Origin of the sequence: Micromonospora luteifusca (assembly GCF_016907275.1) — a bacterium.
Classification (GTDB): Bacteria; Actinomycetota; Actinomycetes; order Mycobacteriales; family Micromonosporaceae; genus Micromonospora; species Micromonospora luteifusca.
This window is the reverse complement of record NZ_JAFBBP010000001.1, coordinates 642,061-666,601: the sequence shown is the minus strand read 5'-3', so window position 1 is coordinate 666,601 and position 24,541 is coordinate 642,061. Positions and strand designations below refer to the sequence as shown.

Genomic DNA, 24,541 nt, shown 5'->3' with positions numbered 1-24,541 from the left:
TGCCGGGCGGCGGCACGTCGAGGAGGTGCTGTTTCCCGACGTGCCCGCTACCCGGCTCGGCCCTACTCGTTCAGGCGGGGATGATGTTGTGGTTGACGCGGAAGATGTTGGTCGGGTCGTAGCTGCGCTTGATCGCGGCCAGTCGCTCGTACGTCTTCGGCGGGTAGGCCGCCGCGACCCCTTCGGCATTGGCGTCGCTGGCGCCCAGCAGGTTGACGAACCGCCCGCCGGTGCTCCACGGCTGGATGGCCTGGATCAGGCGGGTCAGGTAACCCTGGAACGCCTCGGCCTGGTCCGGGGCACCGACCGCGACGGCGTAGAAGGCGAAAGCGGCGTCTCCCAGGTCGATCGCGTTCGTTGGCTCCGGGCGGCGGTCGAATGCCCCACCGAGGTGCCGGATCTCCAGAACGGTCAGCGGGCTGCCCGAGCCCGGGCCGGCCTGGGTGATGATCGTGTCGACCAGTTCCGGGGTGAACTCCCGTAGCAGCGCCGAGCGGTCCACGAACGGGATCGGGGTCGGCGGGTCGGCATGGATCGAGCCGACCGCGGTGTACGGCATTTCGGTCACCGAGTCGATCAGTGTCGGGGCGACCGCGCGCAGCGGGGCGATCAGCCGCTCGCCCTCCTCCGCCGCACCGAGGTAGGCGATCCGTACGTGCGCCACCAGCCGGCCGCGGAGTGGCTCGGGCACCTCGGGGACCGGTGGCAACTGCAGCAATGCAACCGACGAGGTCAACTCGTCCGGCACGCCGGCGGTCCAGCGTCCCCACGCCTTCAGCACCTCGGCCGCCTGCTCACCCGGGAAGAAGAGGCCACCGCCGTAGATCTGGCTGACCGGGAAAAGGGCGAATTCCAGCGCGGTGACCACGCCGAAGTTGCCCTTGCCGCCGCGCAGCGCCCAGAACAGGTCCGGCTCGTCGGTCGCGGTCACCGTGCGCAGCTCGCCGTCCGCGGTGACGAGTTCGATCAGGTGGACGTGGTCGGCGGCGAAGCCGAAGGTGCGTCCGATCGGGCTCAATCCACCGCCGAGCGTGTAGCCGACTGCGCCGACGGTCGGGGCCGCTCCGTTGAGTGGCGCCAGCCCGTGCTTGGCCGCCGCGTCGACGACCTGTTGCCACCGCACGCCGGCCTCGATCCGGGCGGTACGTGCCTCGGCGTCGATGGTGACCGCGTCCATCCGCCGGGTGGTGATCAGGAGGGCTCCGGCCGAGGGGAGCGCGGAGTGACCGGTGGCGAGCACCGCGACCGGTAGGCCCTGCTCGGCGGCGAAGCGGACAGCGGCTTGCACGTCGGCGGCGTTGGCGGCGCCGACCACGAGCGCCGGCTGCTGCGGAATGGCGAGGTTGTACGACGCGCACTCGGTGTCGTACTGCTCGTTACCGGGGAGTAGTACTGGTCCGACCGTCTGGGCGGTGAGCCGTGCAGCGGCATCCTCCGTGATCGGAGTGCCGTTGTCGGTTGGATTGTGAATGGGGTGCATCGAGCTTTGCCTTCCCGCAGGGACGTCTGACCGTATCCGGAGGCAATGGTGCGCCGATTGGTTCGGAAATTCGGCTTACATGAGAGTTGATTCACGTCGTCGGTGGTCGTACCGACCATATATCGAGACGTTGAGCAGCAGATTTAGATGAAGCGATCGCATTCGCCCAGCGGCAGCGTGGCATCCCCCGGGTGGCCGGAATGCCAACTCCGTGCGAGTCGCCTATCTGTCGTGCATGCCCGTACGCCGAGGCGGCGAATTGGCGGCACGGCAGCGGATTGATTATCGAAGATGTGGTGGGTCTTCACCGCGCCGTAAAGGCAGCGGAAGGGCTGCGCCACACCCCGGGAATTGGTGGATCGATCAATCTCCTCCAAGTCGTGCCGGCCCCGCTGGGACGCGCCCGGTTCGGCTCGCCCCGTTGATTCAAATAGAAGTATGTCAATATATAGCGGAGGGTCGTCGGCCGTGGTGCCAGTGCGGCCGGAGCGACCGGGCCGGTAGCCGCAGGCCACCGTTGCCGCCGGGTCAGGAGCTGAGGGAGTCACCACCATGACCATGTCAGGTCGAGGACGCGTACCCGCCCGGGTCCGACCGGTCCTCGCCACCGCCGTGTCCGTCCTCGTCGTGGGGGTGCTCGCCGGCGGCGGGCCGGCGCAGGCCGCCGATCCGCCGCCCAGGGTGGACAACCCGTACGTCGGAGCCCAGGTCTACGTCAATCCCGAGTGGGCCGATCGGGCCGCCGCCGAGCCGGGCGGCGACACGGTCGCCGGCCAGCCGACCGCCGTCTGGCTGGACACCTTCGTCGAGCCGAACTCGCTGCCCAACCTTGTCGCCAACACCGGCTCCCGGTACACCGCCACCCCGGCCTGCGACGAGGTGCAGGCGCGCGGCACCTACCAACAGGGGATCGGGTACGCCCTGGCCCGGCTCGGCACCGTGCCGAACGTCTACGCGTACCTGGACATCAGTCACCACGGCGAAGTCGGCTGGCCGGAGGATTCCGCTCCGCTGACCGCCTTGCTGTTGGAGGCCGCGAGCACCGCCGGCAGCACGGTGGCGAACGTGCACGGCTTCGTCGCCAACACCGCCAACTACTCCGTTCTACGCGAGGAGTACTTCCGCGCCGACGACGTCGTCAACGGCCAGCCGGTGTACCAGTCCCGGTGGGTCGACTGGAACCCGTTCGTCGACGAGGTGCCCTACGCGCAACACCTGCGCGAACTGCTGACGGGGGCGGGCTTCTCCCCGGAGGTGGGCGTAGTCGTCGACACCTCTCGCAACGGCTGGGGCGGCCCGGCCCGACCCGCCGGGCCGGCGACCGCGGGTGATGTGAACACATACGTCGACGGCAGCCGGATCGATCGGCGGGCCAGGGTCGGCAACTGGTGCAACCAGAAGGGCTCCGGCCTCGGCCAGCGACCAGCCGTCGAACCGGAACCGGGCATCGACGCGTACGCGTGGGTCAAGCCGCCCGGCGAGTCCGACGGCGCGAGTGGCACCCCGAATTCAGGCCAACCGTACGAGCCTCTGTGCGACCCGTACTACCTGCCGCCCCGCGGTTCCTCGTACGACACCGGGGCGATGCCGGACGCCCCGCCGTTCGGAGAGTGGTTCCCGGCGCATTTCCGTCAGCTGCTGGCCAATGCCTGGCCGCCGGTCTGACAGTCGCTGAACCGGGCCCGGGTGCGGGCGGCGCCTGGCCGCCCACACCCGTCCGGTCCGGTGTGCCGGCCCGTCTCAGCTCGATCGCACCGGGGTCGCCCGGTTCAGCGCGGGCGGTCGGACCGGGGATGCCTTCTCCAGGTAGCGCCACAGGGCGTCACCGCCGTTGTACAGGCTGCGGTCCTGCTTGCGCGCGTCGAAGAGTGCGGTGAAGCCCGGCGTGGCGTTCTTGGCGAAGAAGTTGTTCGCCAGGGTCGCGATCCGGTACGTCGACCGGGGCTTCAGCGGCTTCCCGCCGATCCGCACGCTGCCGGGGTCGACCCGGTCGCCGACCGGCCTGGACAGGTCGTAGCGGTACTGGACGTTGCCCGACACCGCCATCTGCCGGTACGTCACAGTGCCGTCCGCGGCCTGCTGCCACTGACTCTCCAGCAGTTTGTCGAGCTGGGCGCCGGTCACGTCGCCCCGGACCAGCCCCACCCCGATGCCGCTGTCGTAGACGGTGCCGAGCGCGATCTCGGAGAAGAGCACCCGGCCCGGGGCATCGGCCGGGTTGGCCGGGTCGGCGGCGTACTGGACGTCCCGGCGCAGGATGCCGGGCATCGCGACCGCCAGGTCGGCCTTGCCGTCCTTGTTCGCGGCCCAGAGGAACGCGTCGGCGGTGACGTTGTACATGCCCGACTCGGCGCTGTCGCCCGGGGCGCGGGTCAGGTCGGCGGTCACCCGCGCGACCGGCAGGTTCGACCGCTTCGTCAGCTCGGCCCGCCAGTAGTCGGCGATCCGCAGGGTCTCGGGGTCCGGGGTCACGTCCTGGGTGTTGGCGTGATTGACCGAGGTCGTCCGGTCCCGCAGCACCTCACCGGTACGCGGGTCGAGCTGCAGGTTGATCTCGTTGAACAGCCGGCCGTGGTTGGCCGCCTCCACCACCGGGCGCGGGTTGCCGGCCGGGTCGGGGAGCATGCAGTTCACGAGGGCGTGCCAGTGTCCGGTGACGATCGCGTCGACGTCCGGGGAAATCCGGGCGTTGGCGTCGTACATCGGGCCGGACGGGTTGACGCACTCGTCGTACCCGGCACCGGACTGCTGGGTGAAGCCCTCGTGGATGACCGCCACGATGGCCTTCACGCCCTGCTGGCGCAGCACCGCCGCGTACTTGTTGACCGTGTCGGCCTCGTCGAGGAAGTCGAACCCCTCCGGGGTGTAGGACATCTGCTCCTCGGACATGAGCTTGGTGGTGGCGTGCACGAAACCGACCGGCAGTCGGCCGCCGTGCCCGTCGCTGACGTACTCCACGTGGTACGGCGGCATCTTGGGCTTGCCGCTGCGGTCGTCCACCAGGCTGCCGGAGTAGTAGTCGTAGTCCGCGCCGTGGAATCGCTGGCCGGTTGAGTCGGTGAAGCAGATGTCGTTGTCGGGCCGCCACCGGCAGGTGCCGTCGTCCATGTGCCGGAGGAACTCGTAGCCTCGGTCCATCTCATGGTTGCCGACCGTGGAGAAGTCCAGCCCGATCGAGTTCAGGTACTCGACGGTCGGTTCGTTCCAGAACCATCCGGTCTCGTTCGGCCAACCGCTGAAGTCGTCCCCGGCGGAGAAGAGGATCGAGTTCTGCTGGCCGGCCTGGCGCTGCTTGAGGTGTGCGGTCAGGTAGGCGCCGCCGCCGACCTGACGGGCCGGCTCGCCGGCCCGGGCCCCGGGCACGGTCGTGGTGTAGTCGCCGAAGTAGCCGTGCAGGTCCGTGATGGACAACAGTTGCACCGGAACCGGCGTGCCCGGCCGGGCGCCGGCGGGCGAGGCGAGGGCGGCCGGCGGGGCCGCTCCACCCGCCAGCAGCAGGCCGGCGGCCACTGCGGCGACCAGGGCGGATCGGCCGCGCCGGAGCAATCGAGCGCTGTCACGCATGTGTCGGGCTCCCAAAGGTGGTACGGGTTGGTTCGCCCGGACAGCCTCTGCCCACTTGATCAACGTTGCGTGAACTGCCGTGGTTCTCGACCTGACCATGCACCGACGCCGCGAGTTCTGCGCGATCGTCGATGACGTGAGTGCGAGTTCCAATCCGATCGGAGTTCGCCGGTAAGAAGTCGGCTTCCCGGCGCATTACCTGGTGACAGGACACCTTCACTAAGGACGGCTCATCAGTGGCAGACCCTGAGACGGCACCGGAGTTCACCGCGCTGTACGCCGACAACCGCGGACGCGTCTACGCCTACGCCGTCGCTCGCGCCGGCAGGTCGCTCGCGGACGAGGTCGTGGCCGAGACGTTTCTCGTCGCTTGGCGGCGCTTCGCGCAGATGCCCAGAGGGGCGGCACTGCCGTGGCTGCTCGGTGTCGCGCGCAACGTGATCCGCCAGCGATATCGCGACGAGGAACGGCAACGGGCCATTGCCGCCGAGATGCTGGCGTGGGCAGCCGACGCACCCGATGTCGCCGACGGCGTCGCCGAGCGGTCGGCGATCCTGACGGCGCTCGCAGGGCTGTCGGAGAACGACCGGGAAGTGCTGACCCTGACCGCCTGGGATGGGCTCTCACCCCGTGCGGCGGCCCGGGTCGTGAACTGTTCCGCCCCGGCGTTCCTCGTGCGCCTGCACCGAGCCCGCAACCGCCTCACCCGTGCCGTCGCGGCCGCTGGGGAGCCGCGGGCCGCCGAGTCACGTTCCACGAAGCCGACCATCACCGCGCCGGCCGTCACGAAGCCGGTTGTCGCCAAGGAGCCGAGCCGATGAAGAATCGCCCCGACGTCATGAAGTCTCTCGCCGACGCGCGGCCGGCGCGGTTGGACCCGCCCGGGACGGCACCATTGCCCTTCGCTCTGACGGACGTGAAGGCTCCCGTGCGCCGTGTGCGGCGTCTCCGGGCGGCCGCCCTGATCCCGGCCGGGGGGCTCGCGGTAGCGGCCGTCGCCGCGGTCGCTGTGGTCGCGGCCAACCCGGGCGGCTCCGCACCGACGCCCGGCGGCTCGGCGCCGACGCCCGGCGGGTCCGCGACGTCCGCCGAGGCGGTACGCCCCCTGACCGCGCCGGAGATCCTGCTGGCGGCCGCCGAGCGCAGCAGCAAGGACGCTTCGGGCACCGGCAGGTATCTGGTCGTCCGGGCGGAGAGCGGGTCGGTGCTCACCGTCAGTTCCGGCACCTCGACGTACGAGATGACGACCAGGTCGTCGGACGAGACCTGGTTGTCCCGCTCCGGGACGGAACCCACCCGGGTGATCTCCCAGAACCTCGGCATGACTCCGCTGACACCCTCGGATGCCGCCGCGTGGCGCGCCGCGGGATCGCCCGAGCAGGTGATGGTCGGCAAACCGCTGCCGACCGGCGAGTTCGGCCCCGGCTCTCCCATCAGCACTACCGCTGGGCCGCGGCGCAGCTCCTCATCGGAGGGCGCGAACACCTACGCCTTCGGCACCACCAACATCTCCGTACGCGATCTCGAGAAGCTCCCGGCGGACCCGGCGGCCCTGCGGACCGCGTTGCTCAGGCACTTCGACGGCGGCGGTGGTGACCTGCCCACCGACCGGGAGCAGTGGCTGCTGAGTGTCGCGTCCAGCCTGATCGCCGACATCCCGGTCAGCGGTCCTGTGCGTGCGGCGGCCTTCCGCCTGATCGCCACCCTGCCCGGCGTGCGGTCGCTGGGTGACGTGGCCGACCAGCGGGGGCGCCCCGGCCAAGGCTTCGCGTTCACCTCGGGGAGTGCCGCCACCGGCTCGATCGAGCATCGCTTCGTGGTCGACGCCGCGACCGGGCGCGCACTCGGCGAGGAGTCGCGCGTTCTGCGCCCGGCGGGCACGACGGCCAGGCTCGAACCCGGAAGTCTTCTCAGCTACAACGTCGTCCTGGAGCAGAAGACCACCGACGAGACGCCGCCGAATTAGAGTGTCGACCCTCCGAGCGGCGGAGCACGGGCGAGCTTCCGTCCGTGCTCCGCCGCTCGGTCACGGCCGGCCGCGGGGTTGGCGGCGGTCACCGTCGTAGTCGTAGCGGCGGTCGACGCGAATCCGTTCGGGCCGCCGACGAGCTGCGCGGTCCGGAATGGTGCGAGGCTGGAGGCGGTCGCCGCCGCCGGAGGCGGCGACCGCGGTGGGGGGTGCGATGGCCGAGCCACTGACCGGGGCCTCGTCGGGCGGCGCGCAGGCGCACGGCCGGCACGCCAACCGGCGCAGTTACCACGACGGCGTGTTGGTCAACGGGTACGTCGACGACCCGTACCACCGGGTCCGCCGGGCGGTCGCGGCCCGGCTGATGGTCGACGACGTTCTCGGGGGCGGGCCGGTGTTGGAACTGGGCTGCGGCCCGTGCAGCATGGTCGACCCGGCGGAGCTGCCCGTGCCGCTCGTGGTGGCGGACATGGCCGAGGCCGCGCTGGGTGCGGCCCGTCGAGCCGCCGCCGGTCGGGCGCTACCGGTCTGCCTGGACGCCACTCGCGGGCTGCCGTTTCGCGCCGGCAGCTTCGCCGGGCTGCTGACCGGTGAGCTGATCGAGCACGTCTTCGACCCGGTGGCGCTGCTGCGGGAGTGTCACCGGGTCCTCGCCCCGGGCGGGTTGCTGGTGCTCACCACCCCGAACCTGGCGACCGTGCAGGACCGGCTCATGTTCCTCACCGGCCGCGCGCCCCGTCAGGTGGATCCGCTGCACCCGTACCTCTGGTTGCACATCCGTCCGTTCACCGCGTCGCTGCTGCGACGGGTGCTTCGTCGAGTCGGTTTCGCGCCACTGGCGCTGCGCTCCAACCACGTGGGGTGGCGGCTGCCCGGCGGGCGCTGGATCACCTCCCGGTTGCTCGCTCGGGTCGCACCAGGGCTCGGCGGGTCGCTGATCTGCGCCGCACGACGCCTGGGCGAACCGTCTTCATCTCAGGATTCGGGGTTCCGGAACAACGCGTAATCATGATATTGACATAGGGCTATCATGGGGGTTCCGTCTTCCACGGGGGATGTCATGGCCCGCATCTTCACCTGGGTCCTCAAGAACCTCGACGCGTTCATCGGGCTGCTCCTGGCGTTGACCGTCGCGATCCTCGGGCTCAACAACGGCGTCAGCCAGGACGTGGTGAACAGCGCGATCCTGCTCATCCTCGGTCTGCTCGCCCAGGCACTGCTGCGCGACCGGCTGCGCCGGGAGACCGCCGAGCGCGAGGTACGGCAGGTGGTCCGGGACACCCGCGACCGGCTCACCGAACTCGTGCCGCAGATGCAGGAGATCATCGGTCCGGAGGGGGTTCTCAATCGGACTCGGGAGGCTATCGACAGTGTCTCCATGGTCCGTGTCCTGCACGGCAGCGAGGTCGGGCTGGCCCTGACCGAGGCCCGCCGGCACACCGATCGGTGGGACTTCAAGGGCGGCACCGGCACCTACACGCGGGCGGTCACCCTGCCCGAGTGTCTGGAGCACGCCCGTCGGCGTAACGCCACCCTGCACTTCTCCATCGAGATCATCGATCCGACCGATGAGGCGGTCTGTGAGCGGTACGCACGGTTCCGGCGCAGCCTCGCCCCGGACGGGCCAGGCGAGCAGTGGACCGTCGACCGCACCCGCAAGGAGTCCTACGCGACCGTGCTGGCCGCCTGCTGGCACCGGCAGCGCTCCGGTCTGCTCACCATCGACGTCCGGCTCTCCGCGCAGATGACCACCTTCCGCTACGACCTCTCGTCGAGCTGCGTCATCATCACCCAGGAGAATCCGCAGACCCCGGCGCTGAGGATCGACCACCAGGAGCTCTACTACAACCGTTACAACATCGAGCTGCAGTACAGCCGTGAGCAGAGCCGACGGGTGCCGGTCGAGGCTGCTGGGCAGGTCAAGCTCGACGACGAGCCCTCCGTGGAGCAGGTACGTCGGCTGTTCACCGCGCTAGGGCTGCCACTACCCCGGTCCTTCGGCGACCGCGACGTCGCCGACATCGTGAGCCGGGCCATCCAGGCGAGGAACCCGTACGCATGATGAGCTACGCCGACCTCGAACGTGAGATCGACCGGGGTGCCCGGCCGGAGCTGCTCCGGGACTGGGTGCTGGCCGTCCTCGACGACGTCGCCGGAGGGCGGCGGCCGTTGCTGGCCGTGCGGCATCCGCTCGGCTTCACCTGCCTGCCGGTGAACCGCGCCGGCCCCGACGGAATCTGCGTGCACGCCTGGCCGGCCGAACCGCCGGCCGTCCAGCCGACCACCTCCACCGTGCACTCGCACAGCTGGGACCTGCTCAGCCATGTGCTGCACGGGCGGGTCCGTAACGAGCTGGTCGAGGTGACCGAGGCGCCCGCCGACCCCGCCTGGAGGGTGTACGAGGTGCACAGCCGAGGCGACGTCGACGAGATGGTGGCCACCGACCGGTTGGTGACAGCGGCGACTTCCACCGTGGAGACCCACTCCGCGGGCAATTCGTACGCGCTGCGCGCCGGTGGCTTCCACACCTCCGAAGTGGACTCGGGCGAGCCGGCGGTGACCGTGGCGCTGGGCCGGACCACGCCCGGCGTGTCCGACCTGAGCCTCGGCGCGGTGGACGGGCGCAGCCACCGGACACACCGGGAACGCTGCGACGTGGCGGAGACGGCTCGGATGGCACGGGAGATCGCTCGACTGCTGGCACGGGGCTGAGGGCTGGAGGAAGCATGGAAGTGACGCCGAGCAGATCCGGGCCAGACCTGCGTGACGCGCACCGGTTCGCGGTGGAGGCCGCCCAGGCTGCCGGGCGGCTGTTGCGCCGGGGCACCCGGAGCGAGATGCACGTCCGGGCCAAGAACGACTCCGGTGACGTGGTCACCGACCTGGACCTGGCCGCCGAGCAGTTGATCGTCGAGCGGATCCGGGCCCGCTGGCCCGAGCACGGAGTGATCGCCGAGGAGGGCGGCGAGTACGCCGTCGACGACTCCTGGGTGTGGCTGGTGGACCCGCTCGACGGCACCAACAACGTGGCGATCGGCCTGCCCGCGTACGTGGTCGGGATCGCGCTCTGCGACCGGGGGTCGCCGGTGGTCGGGGTGGTGCACGACCCGGTCTCCGACCGTACCTGGTCGGCCATCCGTGGCCAGGGCGCCTTCGTGCACGTGGACGGCCCGGCCGGCCAGCCGCTGCGCACGCCGCCCCGGCCGGTCCCGGCCGCGCCGGTGCTGGCCTGGACCCAGGGACACGAGGTACGCCGGGACGACAGCACCGCCCGCGCGCTCAAGGTGGTGCTCGACTCCACCGCCCGGCGCGTGCTGCAACTGTGGGCGCCGCTGCTGTCCTGGGTGATGCTGGCCCGCGGCGACATCGACGGCATTGTCGGCTACCGTCCGGAGTCGGTCGACCTGCCGGCCGGGATGCTGCTGGCTGCCGAGGCCGGCATGGTGGTCCGGGCCCTCGACGGCGGCTGCTTCGACGATCGGTACGGGTGCCCGGCTGACCGGCGCAGCTTCGTCGCCGCCCCACCGGAGACGATCGACCGGCTGGTCAAGCTGGTGACGGCGGCACAGTGGATCGAACCGCAGGTCCGCCAACTCACGCCGATCAGCCTGACGAATGTCGGCTGGTGAATGGTCAGGGCGGTTCGTCGCTGCCGCCCGCCCTGAGGCGCTCAGCCTGACGGGGTGACCAGCAGGGCGGCGACGGTGGCTGTGGTGCCCAGAGCGGCGAGGACAGCGCTGGTGGCCATGAACCGGCCCAGCGGGACCGCGACCCCGGCGGCCCGGCAGCGCTCGTACCAGATCAGTGTGGCCAGCGACGCCCACGGGGTGGCGAGCGGGCCGACGTTGGCACCCACCAGCAGGGCCAGCAGTTGGGTGTGGTGGTCGGCGTTGATGACCGCCTCCCCGGCCACGTACGCGGGCAGGTTGTTGACCACGTTGGAGAAGAGCGCGCCGACGGCGCCGGCCCGCATTGCGCCCTCGGCACCGGGGTCGTTGCCGATCAAAGCGCCCATCAGCGTGTCCAGTCCGTGCCGGCCGATGGTCTGCACCACCAGGAACAGCCCGGTGACGAAGATCAGCAGCCGCCAGGGGATCAGCTGGAGTTTCAGGCTGCCCCGCGCGCGGACCGCGAACCCGGCGACGAGGATCGCGGCGGCCACTCCGGAGGCGAGCCCGATCTCGACCTCGGCGAGGATCCCGGCGACGAACAGCAGGCAGGCCACGAGCGCGGTGCGGTAGAGCACGGGGTCGGGTGGCACGTGTGGTGGCGGTGGCACGAACGGATCCGCGGTGGCCCGCGCCGGCCGCCAGTACCACCACCAGAGCAGCAACATGGTGATCGCGATGGCGACCAGTTGCGGGCACCACATCCGGGCCGCCCACGACACCGGAGCCAGCCCGATCCGGTCGCTGGCCAGGATGTTGGTCAGATTGGACACCGGCAGCAGCAGGCTCGCGGTGTTGGCCAGCCAGACCGTGGTCATCGCCAGCGGGATCGGCGGTATCCCCAGCGTCCGGGCCAGGGCGATCATCACGGGGGTGAGCAGGACGGCGGTGGTGTCCAGGTTGAGCGCGATCGTGGTCACCGAGGCGAACCCGACGCAGAGCCAGAACAGCGCGCGAAAATTGCCTCGGGCGGCGATCGCCACCCGGGCGGCGAGCGCGTCGAAGACCCCGGCCACGGCGGTCAGCTCGGCCAGCACCACCACCGTGCCGAGGAAGATCAGGATCGGCAGGATCCGACGCATGGTGGCCTCGGCGTCGGCGCGGGGGAGGAGTCCGGTCAGGACGCAGAGGGCGCCGCTGGTGACCAGCGCGATCGCGATCCAGTCCAGTACGTGCAGCCGGCCCCAACGGGATCGGTCCGGTGCCGTCGACGGTGGGTCGCCGATAGTCTCCACAAGGCATGATCCTCGCACACCACGGCTCGCTCAACCGGGCCGGATTCGACGGGGCGACCGCGTATGGTGGCGACGGCTTGACGGTGGGTGGCCATAATGACCGGGTGGCTGTAGGCACGCAACCGACCCGGTCCGACCGCCCCATCGACTTCTTCATCAGCTACTCGCCCGCCGACGAGCGCTGGGCGACCTGGCTGGCGTGGGAGTTCGAGGCCGCCGGCTACCGCACCCTGCTCCAGGCGTGGGACTTCGTGGCCGGCACCAACTTCATCGACTTCATGGACCGAGGGGTCCGAGAGGCCGCGGTCGTGGTGGCCGTCCTGTCCGAACGCTACCTGCACTCCACGTACGGAAAGCTGGAATGGCAGGCCGCGCTGCGCGCGGACCCGGACGGCACCGGCAGCAAGCTGGTCACCGTCCGGGTGGAGGACTGCCCGATCGACGGCCTGCTCGCCACCATCACCTACGTCGACCTGGTCGGGGTCAGCGACCCCACACAGGCGCGTTCGCGGGTGCTGGACCGGCTCCGGGAAGCGCTCAACGGCCGCGCGAAGCCCGTGCGGCAACCCGCCTTTCCGCACCACCCCGCCGACCCGGCCGGGGTGCTCTCCGCACCCGTCGTCGGCCCGCCCGCGCCGCGCCGTGCGCGCCGTACGCCGATCAACCCGCCACCGTTCCCGCCCGCCTCGGTGGCCGTGCCGACCGTGCGGACGGCACTGACCGTGCTGCAGGTGGCCGGCCCGCGGTTCGGTCGGGGCGTGATCGAGCGAGGCGCCCCGGTCACCCCGGGGGAGCTCCAGGAACATCTGATGGGTGACCTGACCCTGCTGATGAACGACGGCGTTCCCCGGCCCGACCTGCTGGTGGTGGCGGGCAACCTGACCGAGTCCGGCAGCCCCCGCGAGTTCTCCGGCGCGCTGAGTTTCCTCACCGGGCTGCGGGTGCTGCTCGGCTTGGAGCCGCACCGTCTGATCGTGGTGCCCGGTCCGCGCGACGTGACCATGGCCGCCAGCCGCGCGTACTTCGCCACCTGCGAGGCGGACGACGTCGACCCGCAGCCGCCGTACTGGCCGAAGTGGCGGCACTACGCGCGGCTCTTCGACGACCTCTACCAGGGGCTCGACGACCGGCTCTTCGACAGCGAGCAACCCTGGACGCTCTTTCCGGTGCCGGACCTGCGGGTGGTGGTGGCCGGGTTGAACTCCACCATCGCCGTCACCCACCGCGAGGAGGACCGGTACGGATTCCTCGGCGAGGCCCAGTCCACCTGGTTCGCCCAGCGGCTGCGCCACTACCAGCAGTCCGGCTGGCTGCGGCTGGGCGCGATGGCGCACGCCCCCGGCCCGCGCACACCGTACGCCGACGAGGCGGCGGTCCCGGACGGGGTGACGCTGCGAGATCGGGGGTCGTTCAACCGCCTGCTCGGGCCGATGCTCAACCTGCAGCTCACCGACACCGCGCCGACCGGTGGCCGGGTCGACTCGGTGGTGCCGCTGGTCGCCGCGTCCCACAGCGGGCGGGCGCAGGTGCTCCGGCTCGCCGCCGACGGGATGACCCGCTGGGTGCTCGGCCGTGACGACAGGCACGAGGTGGGCGAGCCGACGGCCATGAAGTGGTCGCGGACCGAGGCGACGTTCGGGGCTGCCGGGCCGGCCCAGGTGCCCGACCCGCGGCTGCCCACCGCCGCCGAGGGGCCCACTCAGGACGCGGCGGCCAGCACACCGGCGGTGCTCCCGGTGGCGCCGCTGGACCGACTGCTCGACCGACTGGCCGAGGTCTGCCAGGCGCGTCACGACCGGGTGCTGGTCCGCAGGGTGGCGGCCGAGCCGCCGCACCTGTTCGTCACCTACCGCGCCGACGGGGTGGTCCGGCAGCAGCGGGTCGGGGCGTACGTCGGCACCCCGACCGCCGCGGATCTCGACCACTTCGCCCGGCGAGTGCACGCAACCGACCCGGACATCGCGTCGGAGTTGGTCTACGACGGCGACCGGGTCCCGCGCGGGCTGGCCGAGGAGGCACAGCGACGCGGCGTACGGGTGCTGCACCTCACCGAGTTCCAGGGGCTGCTCGACCTGCGCGACTACGTCGCCGCGCAGACCGCACGGCTGCAGGCCGACCGGCTCTACCCACCCGGCCAGTACGTGCCGCAGCGCTACCGCCACCTGGTCGGCACCGACCAGCAGGTCCGCGAGGACGTGGTGGACGAGTTGCTCGAGCTTGTCTCCGCGCCGGACGGTCGGTTCGTGCTGGTGCTCGGCGACTTCGGCCGGGGCAAGACGTTCGCGATGCGCGAGGTTGCCCGCCGGTTGCCGACCGCCGCTCCCGACCTGATCCCGATCCTGGTGGAGCTGGGTTCGCTGGACAAGGCCCACTCGGTCGACGGGCTGGTCGCCGCCCACCTGGCGAACCACGGCGAGCAGGTGATCGACCTCAAGGCGTTCCGCTACATGCTCCGGCAGGGGCGGATCGTGCTGCTCTTCGACGGCTTCGACGAGTTGGTGGCCCGGGTCACCTACGACCGGGCGGCGGACCACCTGGAGACGTTGCTCCAGGCGGCCGAGGGCAACGCGAAGGTCGTGGTGAGCAGCCGCACCCAGCACTTCAAGACCAACTCGCAGGTGCTCACCGCCCTCGGCGAGCGGGTGGGGATGCTGCCGCACCGGCGGGTGCTGGCCATCGAGGACTTCACCTCCGGGCAGATCAAGGACTTCCTGCGGCACCGCTACGGCGGGGACGAGCGGGCCGCCCGGGAGCGGATGGACCTGCTCGGCGGGGTGAAGGACCTGCTCGGCCTTTCCCGCAACCCGCGGATGCTCGGTTTCATCGCCGGCCTCGACGACGGACGGCTGACCGCCGTCGCGGGTGCGGGCGGCACGTTCAGCGCGGCCGCGCTCTACCGGGAGATCCTGGAGTCCTGGCTCGACTTCGAGGAGCGACGCACCCAGGGGGTGCCGGGCGCGTCGGTCGGCCTGCGTCGCCCCGAGCTCTGGCACGCGGTGAGCCGGTTGGCGTTCCAGCTCTGGGAGAGCGGCGAGTCGTACCTGCGCCTGGCCGAGCTGGCCGAGACCGCCGAGCAGCTCGCCGGGCTGGTCGAGTCCCGGCTCTCCGCACCGCAGGCGACGCACGCGGTGGGCGCGGGCAGCCTGCTGGTCCGCACCGACGACGGCCTGTTCGGGTTCATCCACACCTCCGTGATGGAGTGGCTGGTCGCCGATGGAATCGCCACCCAGCTCAACCAGGGCGAAGAACCATCGGCCCTTTCGGCGCGGCCCCTGTCGGCGCTGGCCGTGGAGTTCCTCGGCGACCTCGCCGACTCGGCTCGCAGCACCGCCTGGGCGATGCGGGTGCTCGGCGACGAGACGGCCGGCGAGACGGTTCGGGCCAACGCCTTGCGGCTCAGCGCCTGGCTGCGGCTGCCCGACCGGGCCGACCTGCGTGGCGCGGTGCTGCGCGGTGAGGACCTGTCCCATCGGGAGTTGGCCGAGGCGGATCTGACCGGCGCGGATCTGACCGACACCCGCCTGGTCGCCACCAACCTGACCGGGGCTCGGCTGGTACACGCCCGGTTACGCGGCGCCCGCCTGGACCAGGCTCGCCTCGCCGGGGCCGACCTGCGCTCAGCCGAACTGGCCGGGGCCCGCCTGTTCCGAACCGACCTGCGAAACGCGCAGGTCGCCGGCAGCAGTTGGCGGCGGGCCGCGCTGATCGACGTGAACGCCGACGCCGCGCTGCTGCGGGCACCGGAGCTGCGCGGCGCGGTGGTCGCCCCGGGCCGTCCGGTGACTCCGGGCCTGGCCCCGCCCGCCGTCGGCGTCTCGTACGGCTTCGAGGTGGGTCGGTTGCCGGTGCCGGCGGCCTACAGCCCGGACGGCACGGTGCTGGCCGTGGGCAGCGACGACGGTGGTGTGCTGATCTGCGACACGGCCAGCGGCCTGCCGGTGCGGACCCTGCAGGGTCACCGGGGTCGGGTGTACGCGGTCCGCTTCGACGCCGCCTCGCACCAGCTGGTCACCGGCGCGGACGACCTCACCGTCCGGCTGTGGGACGCCGATCACGGGGACGTGCGGCACGTCATCGAGGACGTCTTCGCCGGCTGGGTGTGGCCGATGCTCACCGACGGCGCGCGAGGTCGGTTGGTGGTGGGCGACGCGGCCGGTGTGGTCCGGCTCTACGACACGCGTACCGCCCGGCTGCGCCAGGAATGGTCCGGACATGCCGCGCCCATCTGGGGCACCTCGTTCAGCCCGGACGGCCGGCGGGTCGTGGTCGTGGACAGTGCCGGCGTGCTCCGCTGCTGGGACATCACCTCGGGCGAGCTCGCCTTCGAGGTGCGGGCACCGGAGGTCATCTACCGGGTGGTGCACACCCCGGACGGCCGGGCGCTGGTCGCCGTCGGCCAGCACGGCCGGGTGTGGATCCGCCGGGCCACCGACGGGGAACTGCTCAGCCAGCCGCGCGGCCACGAGGCCGACGTGTACGCCCTCGACGTGCACCCCGATGGCGGGTTGATGGCCACCGGCGACACGCATGGTGCGCTGCGACTGTGGGACGTCGAGACCGGCCGCCCGGTCCGGGTGCTGAGCCGGCAGCGTGGCGCGATCTACAGCGTCCGGTTCAACGGCGACGGAACCACACTCGCCACGGCCGCCAGCGACGGCGCGATCCAACTCTGGGACACCGCCGACGGCCAGCTTCGGCACGAGTTGACCCGGCATCGCGGCTCGGTCTGGCCGGTGGTCTTCCGGCCGGACCAGGCTCAGGTGGCGACCAGCAGCAACGACGGCACGACCCGACTCTGGGACGCGCGGACCGGGCAGCTTCAGCACACCCTGCGCGGCCACGGGCGGCGGATCACGTCGCTGTCCTTCCGTGACGACGGCGAGGTGCTGGCCGCCTGCGGTAACGATGGTGTGGTGCGGCTGTGGGAGCCGCGTACCGGGCGGCTGGTCCGACAGTTGGCCAGTCCGGCAGACCGGCTGCTCTCCGCCGTGTTCTGCCCGGGCGACCCGCTGGTCGGCGCGCCGAGCGGCGACGGGGGAGTGCACCTGTGGAACTCCGAGACCGGGGCCCACGAGCGCGAGCTGAACGTGGACACCGACCATGTCTGGGCAGCGGCGTTCAGCCCGGACGGCGACGCGCTGGCTACCGCCAACGACGACGACACGGTCCGCCTGTGGTACAGGCGTACCGGTCGGCACTTCGCCACCCTCGCACCGCACCGGGGGCGGGTCCGGGCGGTGGCGTTCAGCCCGGACGGCGAGGTCATCGCCACCGGCTGCGACGACCACCTCGTTCGGCTCTGGGATGCGGCCACCGCGACCTGCCGCCACATCCTGGAGCAGCACACCGACCGGGTGTACGCGGTGTGCTTCAACAGCGAGGGGACGTTGCTCGCCAGCGCCAGCAACGACGGCACGGCGGTGGTGTGGGACGCCCCGACCGGTGAGCGCCGTAGTGTGCTCACCGCGCACACCGGTCGGCTCTGGTCCTGCGCGTTCAGCCCGAACGGCGCACTGCTCGCCACCGCCGGGGACGACCTGAACATCCGACTGTGGGATCCGGGCACCGGCCGGTTGCACGGCACCCTGGCCGCGCACACCCGGCGGGTCTGGTCGGTGGCGTTCAGCCCGGACAGCAGCATGCTTGCCAGTGCCGGCGACGACGGCACCGTGCGGCTCTGGGACGTCGCGGATCCGGAGCACGCGCAGTTGCGCTCCACCCTGATCGGTCTGCCGGACGGCTGGGCCGCGGTCAGCCCGGACGGGCGGTACAAGCTGGACGGTGATTCGGCCAACCAGTTCTGGCACGTCATCGGCACGTGCCGGTTCGAGGTGGGGGAGTTGGACCCGTACCTGACGCAGGTGCGCCGGCTGTCGGTGGACGCCCCGTTCTGAGGACCGACGGGCACCCGACAACGACGTCCCTCGATTATTCTCGATGCCGGATCGTCGATTCCACAACGGAGGGTGCCCGATGACCGCAGAAGAGGTAGCACCCCCAGGCGTTGACATCTCCACCCCGAGCATCGCCCGGGTCTACGACTTCATGGTCGGCGGCAAGGACAATTTCGCGGTCGACCGGATGGTCGCCCAGCGCGTGCTGGAGATCGCACCGGACGGGCTGGAGGCGGGGCGCGCGTGCCGGGCTCTCCTACGCCGGGCGGTGCGTCACCTGGCGGCCGAGGCAGGCATCCGGCAGTTCCTCGACATCGGATCGGGGCTGCCCACCGAGACCAACGTGCACCAGGTCGCGCACGAGGTCGATCCGGCCGCACGGGTCGTCTACGTCGACAACGATCCGTCGGTGCTGGTGCACGGGCGCGCGCTGCTCGCCGGCGACGACACCAGTGCGCTGATCGAGGCGGACATCCGTTCCCCCGAGACGATACTCGCGCACCCCGTCGTGCGGGAGAAGCTCGACTTCACCCGGCCGATCGGTCTGCTGCTCTTCTCGGTCCTGCACCACCTGCACGATGCCGAGGACCCGGGCGGGATCGCGGCGACCCTGCGGGACGCGCTGCCGCCCGGCAGCCATCTGGCGATCACGCATTTCTGGGATCCGGCCGAGGAGCATCCGGAGACGTCCGCGAGGGTGCGCGAGTCCGAGCGGGTGTTCAACGAGGGCCTGGGCACCGGGCGCTGGCGCCGCCGTGTGGAGATCGAGGCGTTCTTCGGCGACTTCGAGCTGATCGAGCCGGGGTTGGTGCCGCTGGCCGAGTGGCGGCCCGACGGTGAGGCCGTGGCCGAGCAGAAGGAGACCTACTACACCATGCTCGCTGGGGTGGCCCGCAAACGTTGACGGATGCGGGCCCTGGCTACGCCGGCGGCTCGATCGCCTCGACGAGAATTTCCAGCACGTGTCGGTACGGCTGCCCGGTCGCCCGGCTCATGCCCATCTCGCAGGTGCGGTTGCAGGAGGCGTACGCGTCGTACCCGCGTTGGTTGACCTCGGCGGCCTGAGCCGCGGTGGCGCTGGCGGTGACCTCGGGATGCAGCAGCCCTCGGTCGCCGGCGAAGGCGCAGCACCCCCAACTGTCCGGCACGGTCACGGTGTCGGCGACCGCCCGGGCCACCGTGCGCAGGTCGTCGATGCCGCCGAGGTGCACGGTGGAGCACGTCGGGTGCAGGGCCAACGAGCCCATCCGTCGGGGCTCCGGCAGCGCTGGCAGGAGGTGTTCGGCGGTGAAGGTCACGCTGTCGACGAAGCGCAGAGCGCGGTAACGTGCCCGGTCCTCCTCGGCCAGGGCGTCGGTCAGCTGCGTCAGCCCGTGTGTGCAGGATGAGGCGTCGCACACGATGGGTAGGCGACCCTGGTCGCTGGCCACCCAGAGTGCGGCCAGGGTCCGTTCGGCCATCTCGCGGTGACCGACGGGGTAGCCCTTGGACTGCCAGGGCGTTCCGCAGCACAGGCCCGCGGTGCCGGCCGGTACGACGAGCGGCACCCCGGCCAGTTCGCACAGGCGTAGGAACGCCGCCGCCGAGCCGCCGGACGGGCCGTCCTCCGAGGCGAAGATGCTGCCGATGCAGGCCGCGAAGAACACGGCCTCTGCGTCCGGCGCGCTGCGGGGTGCGGGGCGGGGAGCGCCGGCGCGCGGAATGTCGTCGCTCCACAGGGGTACGAGTTCGGTGGCACCGAGCCCACGGATCACCCGAGTGGCGGCGCGGGTCAGTGGGGTCGGTGCGGTGTGTGCGGCGTTCAGTCCCACCCGGACGCCTGCCACGGCGGTCTTCCAGTGCCGCGCGGCACCGCGGGCGGTGCGCTGGGCGAGAGGGCTGTGCCGTTCGGCGCGCAGCCGTTTCATCGCCGCGCCGGTGTCGATGCCGACCGGGCAGGCGGTGACGCAGAGGCTGTCCGCGGCGCAACTGTCCACCGCGCTGTACGCGTAGTCGGTGGTCAGCTCCCGGCGGCGCTCCTCGTCTCCGGCGGCGGTGGCGAGGGCGATCTGCCGTTGCAGGACGATGCGCTGCCGAGGTGTGGTGGTGACGTCGGCGGTGGGGCAGACCGGCTCGCAGTAGCCACACTCGACGCAGGCGTCCAGCTCGGGGTCGACGGTCGGGACGGCCTTGAGCTGCTGCAGGTGCACGGTCGGGTCGTCGTTGAGCAGCACACCGGGGTTGAGCAGACCGCTCGGGTCGCACAACCGCTTGAGCTCGCGCATCACGTCGTACAACTCGTCGCCGTACTGCCGGCGGACGAAGGGGGCCATGGCCCGGCCGGTGCCGTGCTCCGCCTTGAGTGTTCCCCCCTCGGCAAGCACGAGGTCGACCATGTCGTCGGTGAACCGGGCGTAGCGGTCGATCTCTGCTGGTGTGTCGAAGGACTGCGTCAGCATGAAGTGCAGGTTGCCGTCGCGGGCGTGTCCGAAGATCACCGCGTCCGGATAGCCGTGTCGGTCGAACAGGCGGATCAGGCCGTCGCAGGTGCCGGTCAGGCGCGGCATCGGCACCGCGATGTCTTCCAGCAGGGCCGTGGTGCCGGGTGTGCGGGCGCCGGCGACCGCGGTGTAGAGGCCCTTGCGCAGGTGCCAGAGCCGGGCCCGTTCGCGTGGGTCGTGGGTCAGCTCGGTGCCGGTGACGGCGGGCAGCCGGTCGAGCACTCCTCGGGCGTCGGCCAGCGTCGCGGCCAGCCGTTCCGCGCTGTCCTCGGTGAACTCCACCAGCAGTGCGGCGTGCCCGGTGATCGTCAGTCCGCGCAGGGCCTGGCTCGCATCCGGGTCGCGCTGGCTGACCCGCAGGGCGGCCGCGTCGAGCAGCTCAGCGGTACGGGCGCCGGCGGCGAGCAGGGCGGGCAGCGCGTCGGTGGCGTCGGTGAGGCCGGGCAGGATCAGCAGGCCGGTGGCGGCGTGGTCCTGGATCTCGACGGTACGGAAGACGGCCTCGGCCACGAAGCCGAGCGTGCCCTCGCTGCCGATCATCAGGTGGGCCAGCATGTCGACCGGGCTGCTGTGGTCGAGCAGGGAGTTCAGCCCGTACCCCATGGTGTTCTTCATCGCGAACAGCCGCTCGATCGTGGCGCGCGACCCCGGTGTCGAGCGCACCCGGTCGCGCAGTCGCAGCAGCCCGGCGTGCAGCTCGGGCTCGTCGGCCCGCAGCCGGTCGTCGGCGTCGCGGGCGCCGGAGTCGACGACGGTGCCGGACGGCAGGACGAAGCGCAGCGACTCCATGGTGCGGTACGCGTTGTCGGTGGTGCCGCAGGTCATCCCGCTGGAGTTGTTGGCCACCATGCCGCCCACCGTGCAGGCGGCCTCGCTGGCCGGGTCCGGGCCGAGCCGGCGTCGGTAGCGGGCCAGCCGAGCGTTGGCCTGCCGGATCGTCAGACCCGGCTGGAGCCGGATGCGGCGACCGTCGTCGAGCACCTCGGCGTGCCGCCAGTCGGTGCGGACGTCGACAAGCATCCCCGTGCCGCCGGCCTGCCCGGCGAGGCTGGTGCCCCCGCCGCGCAGGATCAGCGGCACACCGGCCTCCCGGGCCCCGGCCATCAGCGCCCCCACCTCGGCCGCTGAGGCGGCGCGAACCACGGCCTGCGGCTCGAACAGGTACGGCGAGGCGTCGTGCGCCGCCGCCAGCCTCCGGGGCAGCTCGGTGCTGGCCCGGGTCGGATCCGTGAGGCGCGAGCGCAGCAGCTCGGCAACCTCGCGGGCGTGGACGTCGGCCGCGGTCGGCGCGGGTACTCCTACGACGGGACTCATCGGCGGGTCCTCCCCGGGAAACGTGGTCAGCTGGCTACCGGTGGCACGGCGGCATGGCCGGCGATCAGCAGTCGGTGCGGAGCGGTGCCGGCCGGGTCCGGCAGCCGCAGCGGCTGCCGGCCGGGGGTGATGCTGCCGAGCACGGAGGCGTGCCGCGCGCCGGTGCCCGAGGGCAGGGCGCCCGGCAGCCCGTGCACGGTCAGGTAGCCCAGCAGCGCGAAGGCCAGCGCCTCCTTGGCGTCCGATGCGACGCCCAGGTCGTCGCTGGACGACAGGTGGACGCCCGGCAGCTCGTCGGCGATCATGCGCATCAGCGTCGGGTTGTGTGCGCCGCCACCGGAGACGACGAGCCGGGTGACGCCGTGGTCGCGGCAGGCGCCCGCGACCGTGACCGCCGTCAGTCGGGTGAGCGTGGCCAGCACGTCCTGCGGGTCCGGCGTGGGCGCGTCGGCGAGGGCGGCGAGCAGGTAGGGCAGATGGAACAGCTCTTTCCCGGTGCTCTTCGGGCCGGGCAGCCGGTAGTACGGCTCGTCGAGCAGCCGCCGCAGCAGGGCCTGGTCCACCTGCCCGGCAGCCGCGCCGCGCCCGTCCCGGTCGTACTCCTCGGTGCCCCCGCTGAAGTGGCGCGCGGCGGCGTCGAGGAGGGCGTTGGCCGGTCCGGTGTCGAACGCGAGCGGGTCCGCGTCCGGCGCCACGACGGTGATGTTGGCGATGCCGCCCAGGTTCAGCGCGGCCGGGACACCGGGCAGGCCACCCAGCAGCAGTGCGTCGAAGAGAGCGACCAGGGGCGCGCCCTGACCGCCGGCGGCGACGTCGCGGTTGCGCAGGTCGGACACGACCGGAAGGCCGGTGGCCTCCGCGATCCAGGCCGGCTGACCCAGCTGGAGCGTGCCCCGAACCGTGCCGGCCTCGACCCAGTGGTGCATGGTCTGCCCGTGCGAGACGACCAGCTCGGCATCGCCGTCGCACAGCTCCGCGAGGGCCCGCACGCCGGCCTCCGCGAAGGCCTGGCCGATGCCGGTGTCCAGCACGCAGATCGCCTCGGTGGTGGTCGGGGCGGGCGGCAGGGCGGCGGCGATCCTGCCACGCAACTGCTCGGGGTACGGGTGGCTGAGGCGGCCCAGGGGTCGCATCCGCACGGTGTCGCCGCTCAGGTCGAACTCGGCCGCGGCGGCTTCGATGCCGTCGTAGGAGGTGCCGGACATCAGGCCGATCACGCGCATCAGGTCCTCCTTCACGCCCGTCCGGCGGGTGCCGCCGCCGGATCATCGGCCTCGTCGGTGTGCCGGTGGTCGTACGGCGTCGCCGGGGCCGGGTGGAACCGGCTCGACACCGTGCCGACGAGCAGGGTGATCAGGACGCCGATCGGCACCAGCCACTGCGCGGCGATGGCGGTGGCGGTGGTGGTCCCGGCCGTCGTCACATCGATCTTGACGTAGCGGACGATGTATGTCATCACCGCCACGGTGACGAGGAAGGCGATCACCGCGTCGACCTGGTTGGCCCGCTTGACGAGACGGCCGAGCAGGAAGGCCCCGAGCAGTGCCCCGTAGGTGTAGCCCGCGATGGTCAGGCCGGTCAGGTAGACGTTTCCGGTGCTTGAGCTGAACGCGCAGGCGAAGATCGCCATCAGCACCGCCCAGACCAGGGTCATCACCCGGGCGAGCCGGAGCATCACGTCATCCGACGGGACCTTCCGGAAGAAGCTGTGGATGAAGTCGGCGACTGTGGAGTTCGACATCGAGTTCAGCGCGGACGACAGCGAACCCATCGCGGCGCCGAGGATGCCGGCCACCAGCAGACCCGAGATGCCCACCGGCAGGGCGTGCAGGATGAAGCTCGGGTAGAGGTTGTCGCTACTTGCCAGGCCGAGTTCCTTGAAGGTCTGACCCTTGTTGTACGACCACAGCAGCGCGCCGACCAGCGAGAACGCCGCGAACTGGATCACTACGAAGATGCCCGAGGAGATCATCGCCTTCTGCCCCTCGCGCAGCGTGCGGGTGGACAGGATGCGCTGGACGATCAGCTGGTCCGACCCGTGGCTGGCCATCGCGAAGATCGCGCCGCCGATGATGGCGGTCGGCAGGGCGAACGGGCTGGTCAGCACGTGCGCGAGCGTGAAGTTGGTGTCGAAGAGCTGGAACTTGCCGGCGTCCAGCGCCTGCGAGTAGCCGTCGAAGCCGACGGCGTGGCTGAGCACCGCGATGGCCAGGATCGCCCCGCCCAGGTAGAGCCCCATCTGGATGGCATCGGTCCAGATGACCGCCTTGATGCCACCGAGGTAGGTGTAGACCACCGTGATGAGCGTCAGGACGATGATGATCGCCTGGTAGCCGACCTGAAGGCCGAACTCGTCGAGGAGCAGCTTGATGGGGATGGCCGAGGCGAACAGCCGTACGCCCTCGGCGAGCAGACGGGTGAAGACGAACGTGATCGACGCCAGGCCCTGGAGTTTCAGGCCGAACCGCTCCCCGAGGTACTGGTAGGCGCTGACGAAGCCACCGCGCTTGTAGAGCGGGATGAGAACCGCGGCCACGACGACGCGACCGATGACGTAGCCCAGGGCCAGCTCGACGTTGCCGAACCCCTGGCCGCTGTAGGCGCCACCGGGCACGCTGATCACGGTCAGGACGCTGGTTTCGGTGGCGACCACGGAGAACGAGACGGTCCACCACGGCAGTCGACCCTCGCCCACGAAGTAGTCCTTGGCGGATTTCTGCTTGCCAGAAAGTCGTAGTCCGACGAAGGCGATCACCACGAGGTACAGCACGATTACGACAAGGTCGAGTTGACGCACGGCTCACTCCCAACCAGCGGTTGTCAATAAGTGACGTTGGCCAAGGGTAACGCGAAACTTTTTGCCACTGCCGGTCCGGGCTGGCTACGCTGTGGTCCCAGCCTGCTGATATGGGGGAGACGGTGGCCCAGCAGAACGTG

15 protein-coding genes are annotated in these 24,541 nt (G+C 71.3%); 9 read left to right on the top strand and 6 right to left on the bottom strand.

All coding sequences use genetic code 11. The features are described 5' to 3' along the window. Positions 1 to 70 precede the first annotated feature (70 nt). Positions 71 to 1,480, bottom strand: coding sequence for an FAD-binding oxidoreductase (locus tag JOD64_RS02850; RefSeq protein WP_204945864.1), 1,410 nt, complete (start codon positions 1,478 to 1,480; stop codon positions 71 to 73). Positions 1,481 to 2,032: 552 nt separating this feature from the next. Between JOD64_RS02850 and JOD64_RS02845 the strand changes: the two genes are divergently transcribed. Next, positions 2,033 to 3,145 (top strand): glycoside hydrolase family 6 protein, encoded by a 1,113-nt coding sequence (locus JOD64_RS02845; protein WP_204940760.1) that lies wholly within the window; start codon positions 2,033 to 2,035, stop codon positions 3,143 to 3,145. Between the two features lie 75 nt (positions 3,146 to 3,220). Here the strand turns inward: JOD64_RS02845 and JOD64_RS02840 are convergent, their stop codons facing one another. Beyond that, positions 3,221 to 5,044, bottom strand: coding sequence for a bifunctional metallophosphatase/5'-nucleotidase (locus JOD64_RS02840; protein WP_204940759.1), 1,824 nt, complete (start codon positions 5,042 to 5,044; stop codon positions 3,221 to 3,223). Positions 5,045 to 5,280: 236 nt separating this feature from the next. Between JOD64_RS02840 and JOD64_RS02835 the strand changes: the two genes are divergently transcribed. The 6 genes from JOD64_RS02835 (at position 5,281) to JOD64_RS02810 (ending at position 10,642) form a co-directional block, all read left to right on the top strand. Further along, complete coding sequence (locus JOD64_RS02835) at positions 5,281 to 5,865, top strand: RNA polymerase sigma factor (RefSeq protein ID WP_204940758.1); 585 nt, start codon at positions 5,281 to 5,283, stop codon at positions 5,863 to 5,865. Next, complete coding sequence (locus tag JOD64_RS02830) at positions 5,862 to 7,010, top strand: CU044_5270 family protein (protein ID WP_204940757.1); 1,149 nt, start codon at positions 5,862 to 5,864, stop codon at positions 7,008 to 7,010. Before JOD64_RS02835 ends, JOD64_RS02830 begins: the two co-directional genes overlap by 4 nt. 217 nt (positions 7,011 to 7,227) lie before the next feature. Beyond that, complete coding sequence (locus tag JOD64_RS02825) at positions 7,228 to 8,019, top strand: class I SAM-dependent methyltransferase (protein WP_204940756.1); 792 nt, start codon at positions 7,228 to 7,230, stop codon at positions 8,017 to 8,019. 54 nt (positions 8,020 to 8,073) lie between these two features. Then, positions 8,074 to 9,075 (top strand): hypothetical protein, encoded by a 1,002-nt coding sequence (locus JOD64_RS02820; RefSeq protein WP_204940755.1) that lies wholly within the window; start codon positions 8,074 to 8,076, stop codon positions 9,073 to 9,075. Continuing rightward, a complete protein-coding gene (locus JOD64_RS02815; protein ID WP_204940754.1) occupies positions 9,072 to 9,725 on the top strand; it encodes a hypothetical protein in 654 nt (217 codons plus the stop codon). Before JOD64_RS02820 ends, JOD64_RS02815 begins: the two co-directional genes overlap by 4 nt. A gap of 14 nt (positions 9,726 to 9,739) precedes the next feature. Next, positions 9,740 to 10,642: an inositol monophosphatase family protein gene (locus tag JOD64_RS02810; RefSeq protein WP_204940753.1), complete on the top strand. Its 903-nt coding sequence runs from the start codon at positions 9,740 to 9,742 to the stop codon at positions 10,640 to 10,642. A gap of 41 nt (positions 10,643 to 10,683) precedes the next feature. Here JOD64_RS02810 and JOD64_RS02805 read toward each other — a convergent pair whose 3' ends face one another. After that, positions 10,684 to 11,916, bottom strand: coding sequence for an ArsB/NhaD family transporter (locus JOD64_RS02805; RefSeq protein ID WP_204940752.1), 1,233 nt, complete (start codon positions 11,914 to 11,916; stop codon positions 10,684 to 10,686). A 104-nt stretch (positions 11,917 to 12,020) separates the two neighbouring features. Here JOD64_RS02805 and JOD64_RS02800 point away from each other — a divergent pair, with 104 nt between their 5' ends. Continuing rightward, positions 12,021 to 17,810 (top strand): WD40 domain-containing protein, encoded by a 5,790-nt coding sequence (locus JOD64_RS02800; RefSeq protein ID WP_204940751.1) that lies wholly within the window; start codon positions 12,021 to 12,023, stop codon positions 17,808 to 17,810. 79 nt (positions 17,811 to 17,889) lie between these two features. Next, positions 17,890 to 18,714 carry an SAM-dependent methyltransferase gene (locus JOD64_RS02795; RefSeq protein ID WP_204940750.1) on the top strand — a complete coding sequence of 275 codons (825 nt, stop codon included), beginning with the start codon at positions 17,890 to 17,892 and terminating at the stop codon, positions 18,712 to 18,714. A gap of 16 nt (positions 18,715 to 18,730) precedes the next feature. Here JOD64_RS02795 and JOD64_RS02790 read toward each other — a convergent pair whose 3' ends face one another. The 3 genes from JOD64_RS02790 to JOD64_RS02780 are packed head-to-tail and all read right to left on the bottom strand — an operon-like array spanning position 18,731 to position 24,401. After that, entirely contained in the window at positions 18,731 to 21,604 is a 2,874-nt protein-coding gene (locus JOD64_RS02790) for an FAD-binding and (Fe-S)-binding domain-containing protein (RefSeq protein WP_204940749.1), read from the bottom strand. 26 nt (positions 21,605 to 21,630) lie between these two features. Next, positions 21,631 to 22,827 carry an anhydro-N-acetylmuramic acid kinase gene (locus JOD64_RS02785; RefSeq protein ID WP_204940748.1) on the bottom strand — a complete coding sequence of 399 codons (1,197 nt, stop codon included), beginning with the start codon at positions 22,825 to 22,827 and terminating at the stop codon, positions 21,631 to 21,633. 11 nt (positions 22,828 to 22,838) lie between these two features. Then, a complete protein-coding gene (locus JOD64_RS02780) occupies positions 22,839 to 24,401 on the bottom strand; it encodes a sodium:solute symporter (RefSeq protein ID WP_204940747.1) in 1,563 nt (520 codons plus the stop codon). Between the last annotated feature and the right edge of the window lie 140 nt (positions 24,402 to 24,541).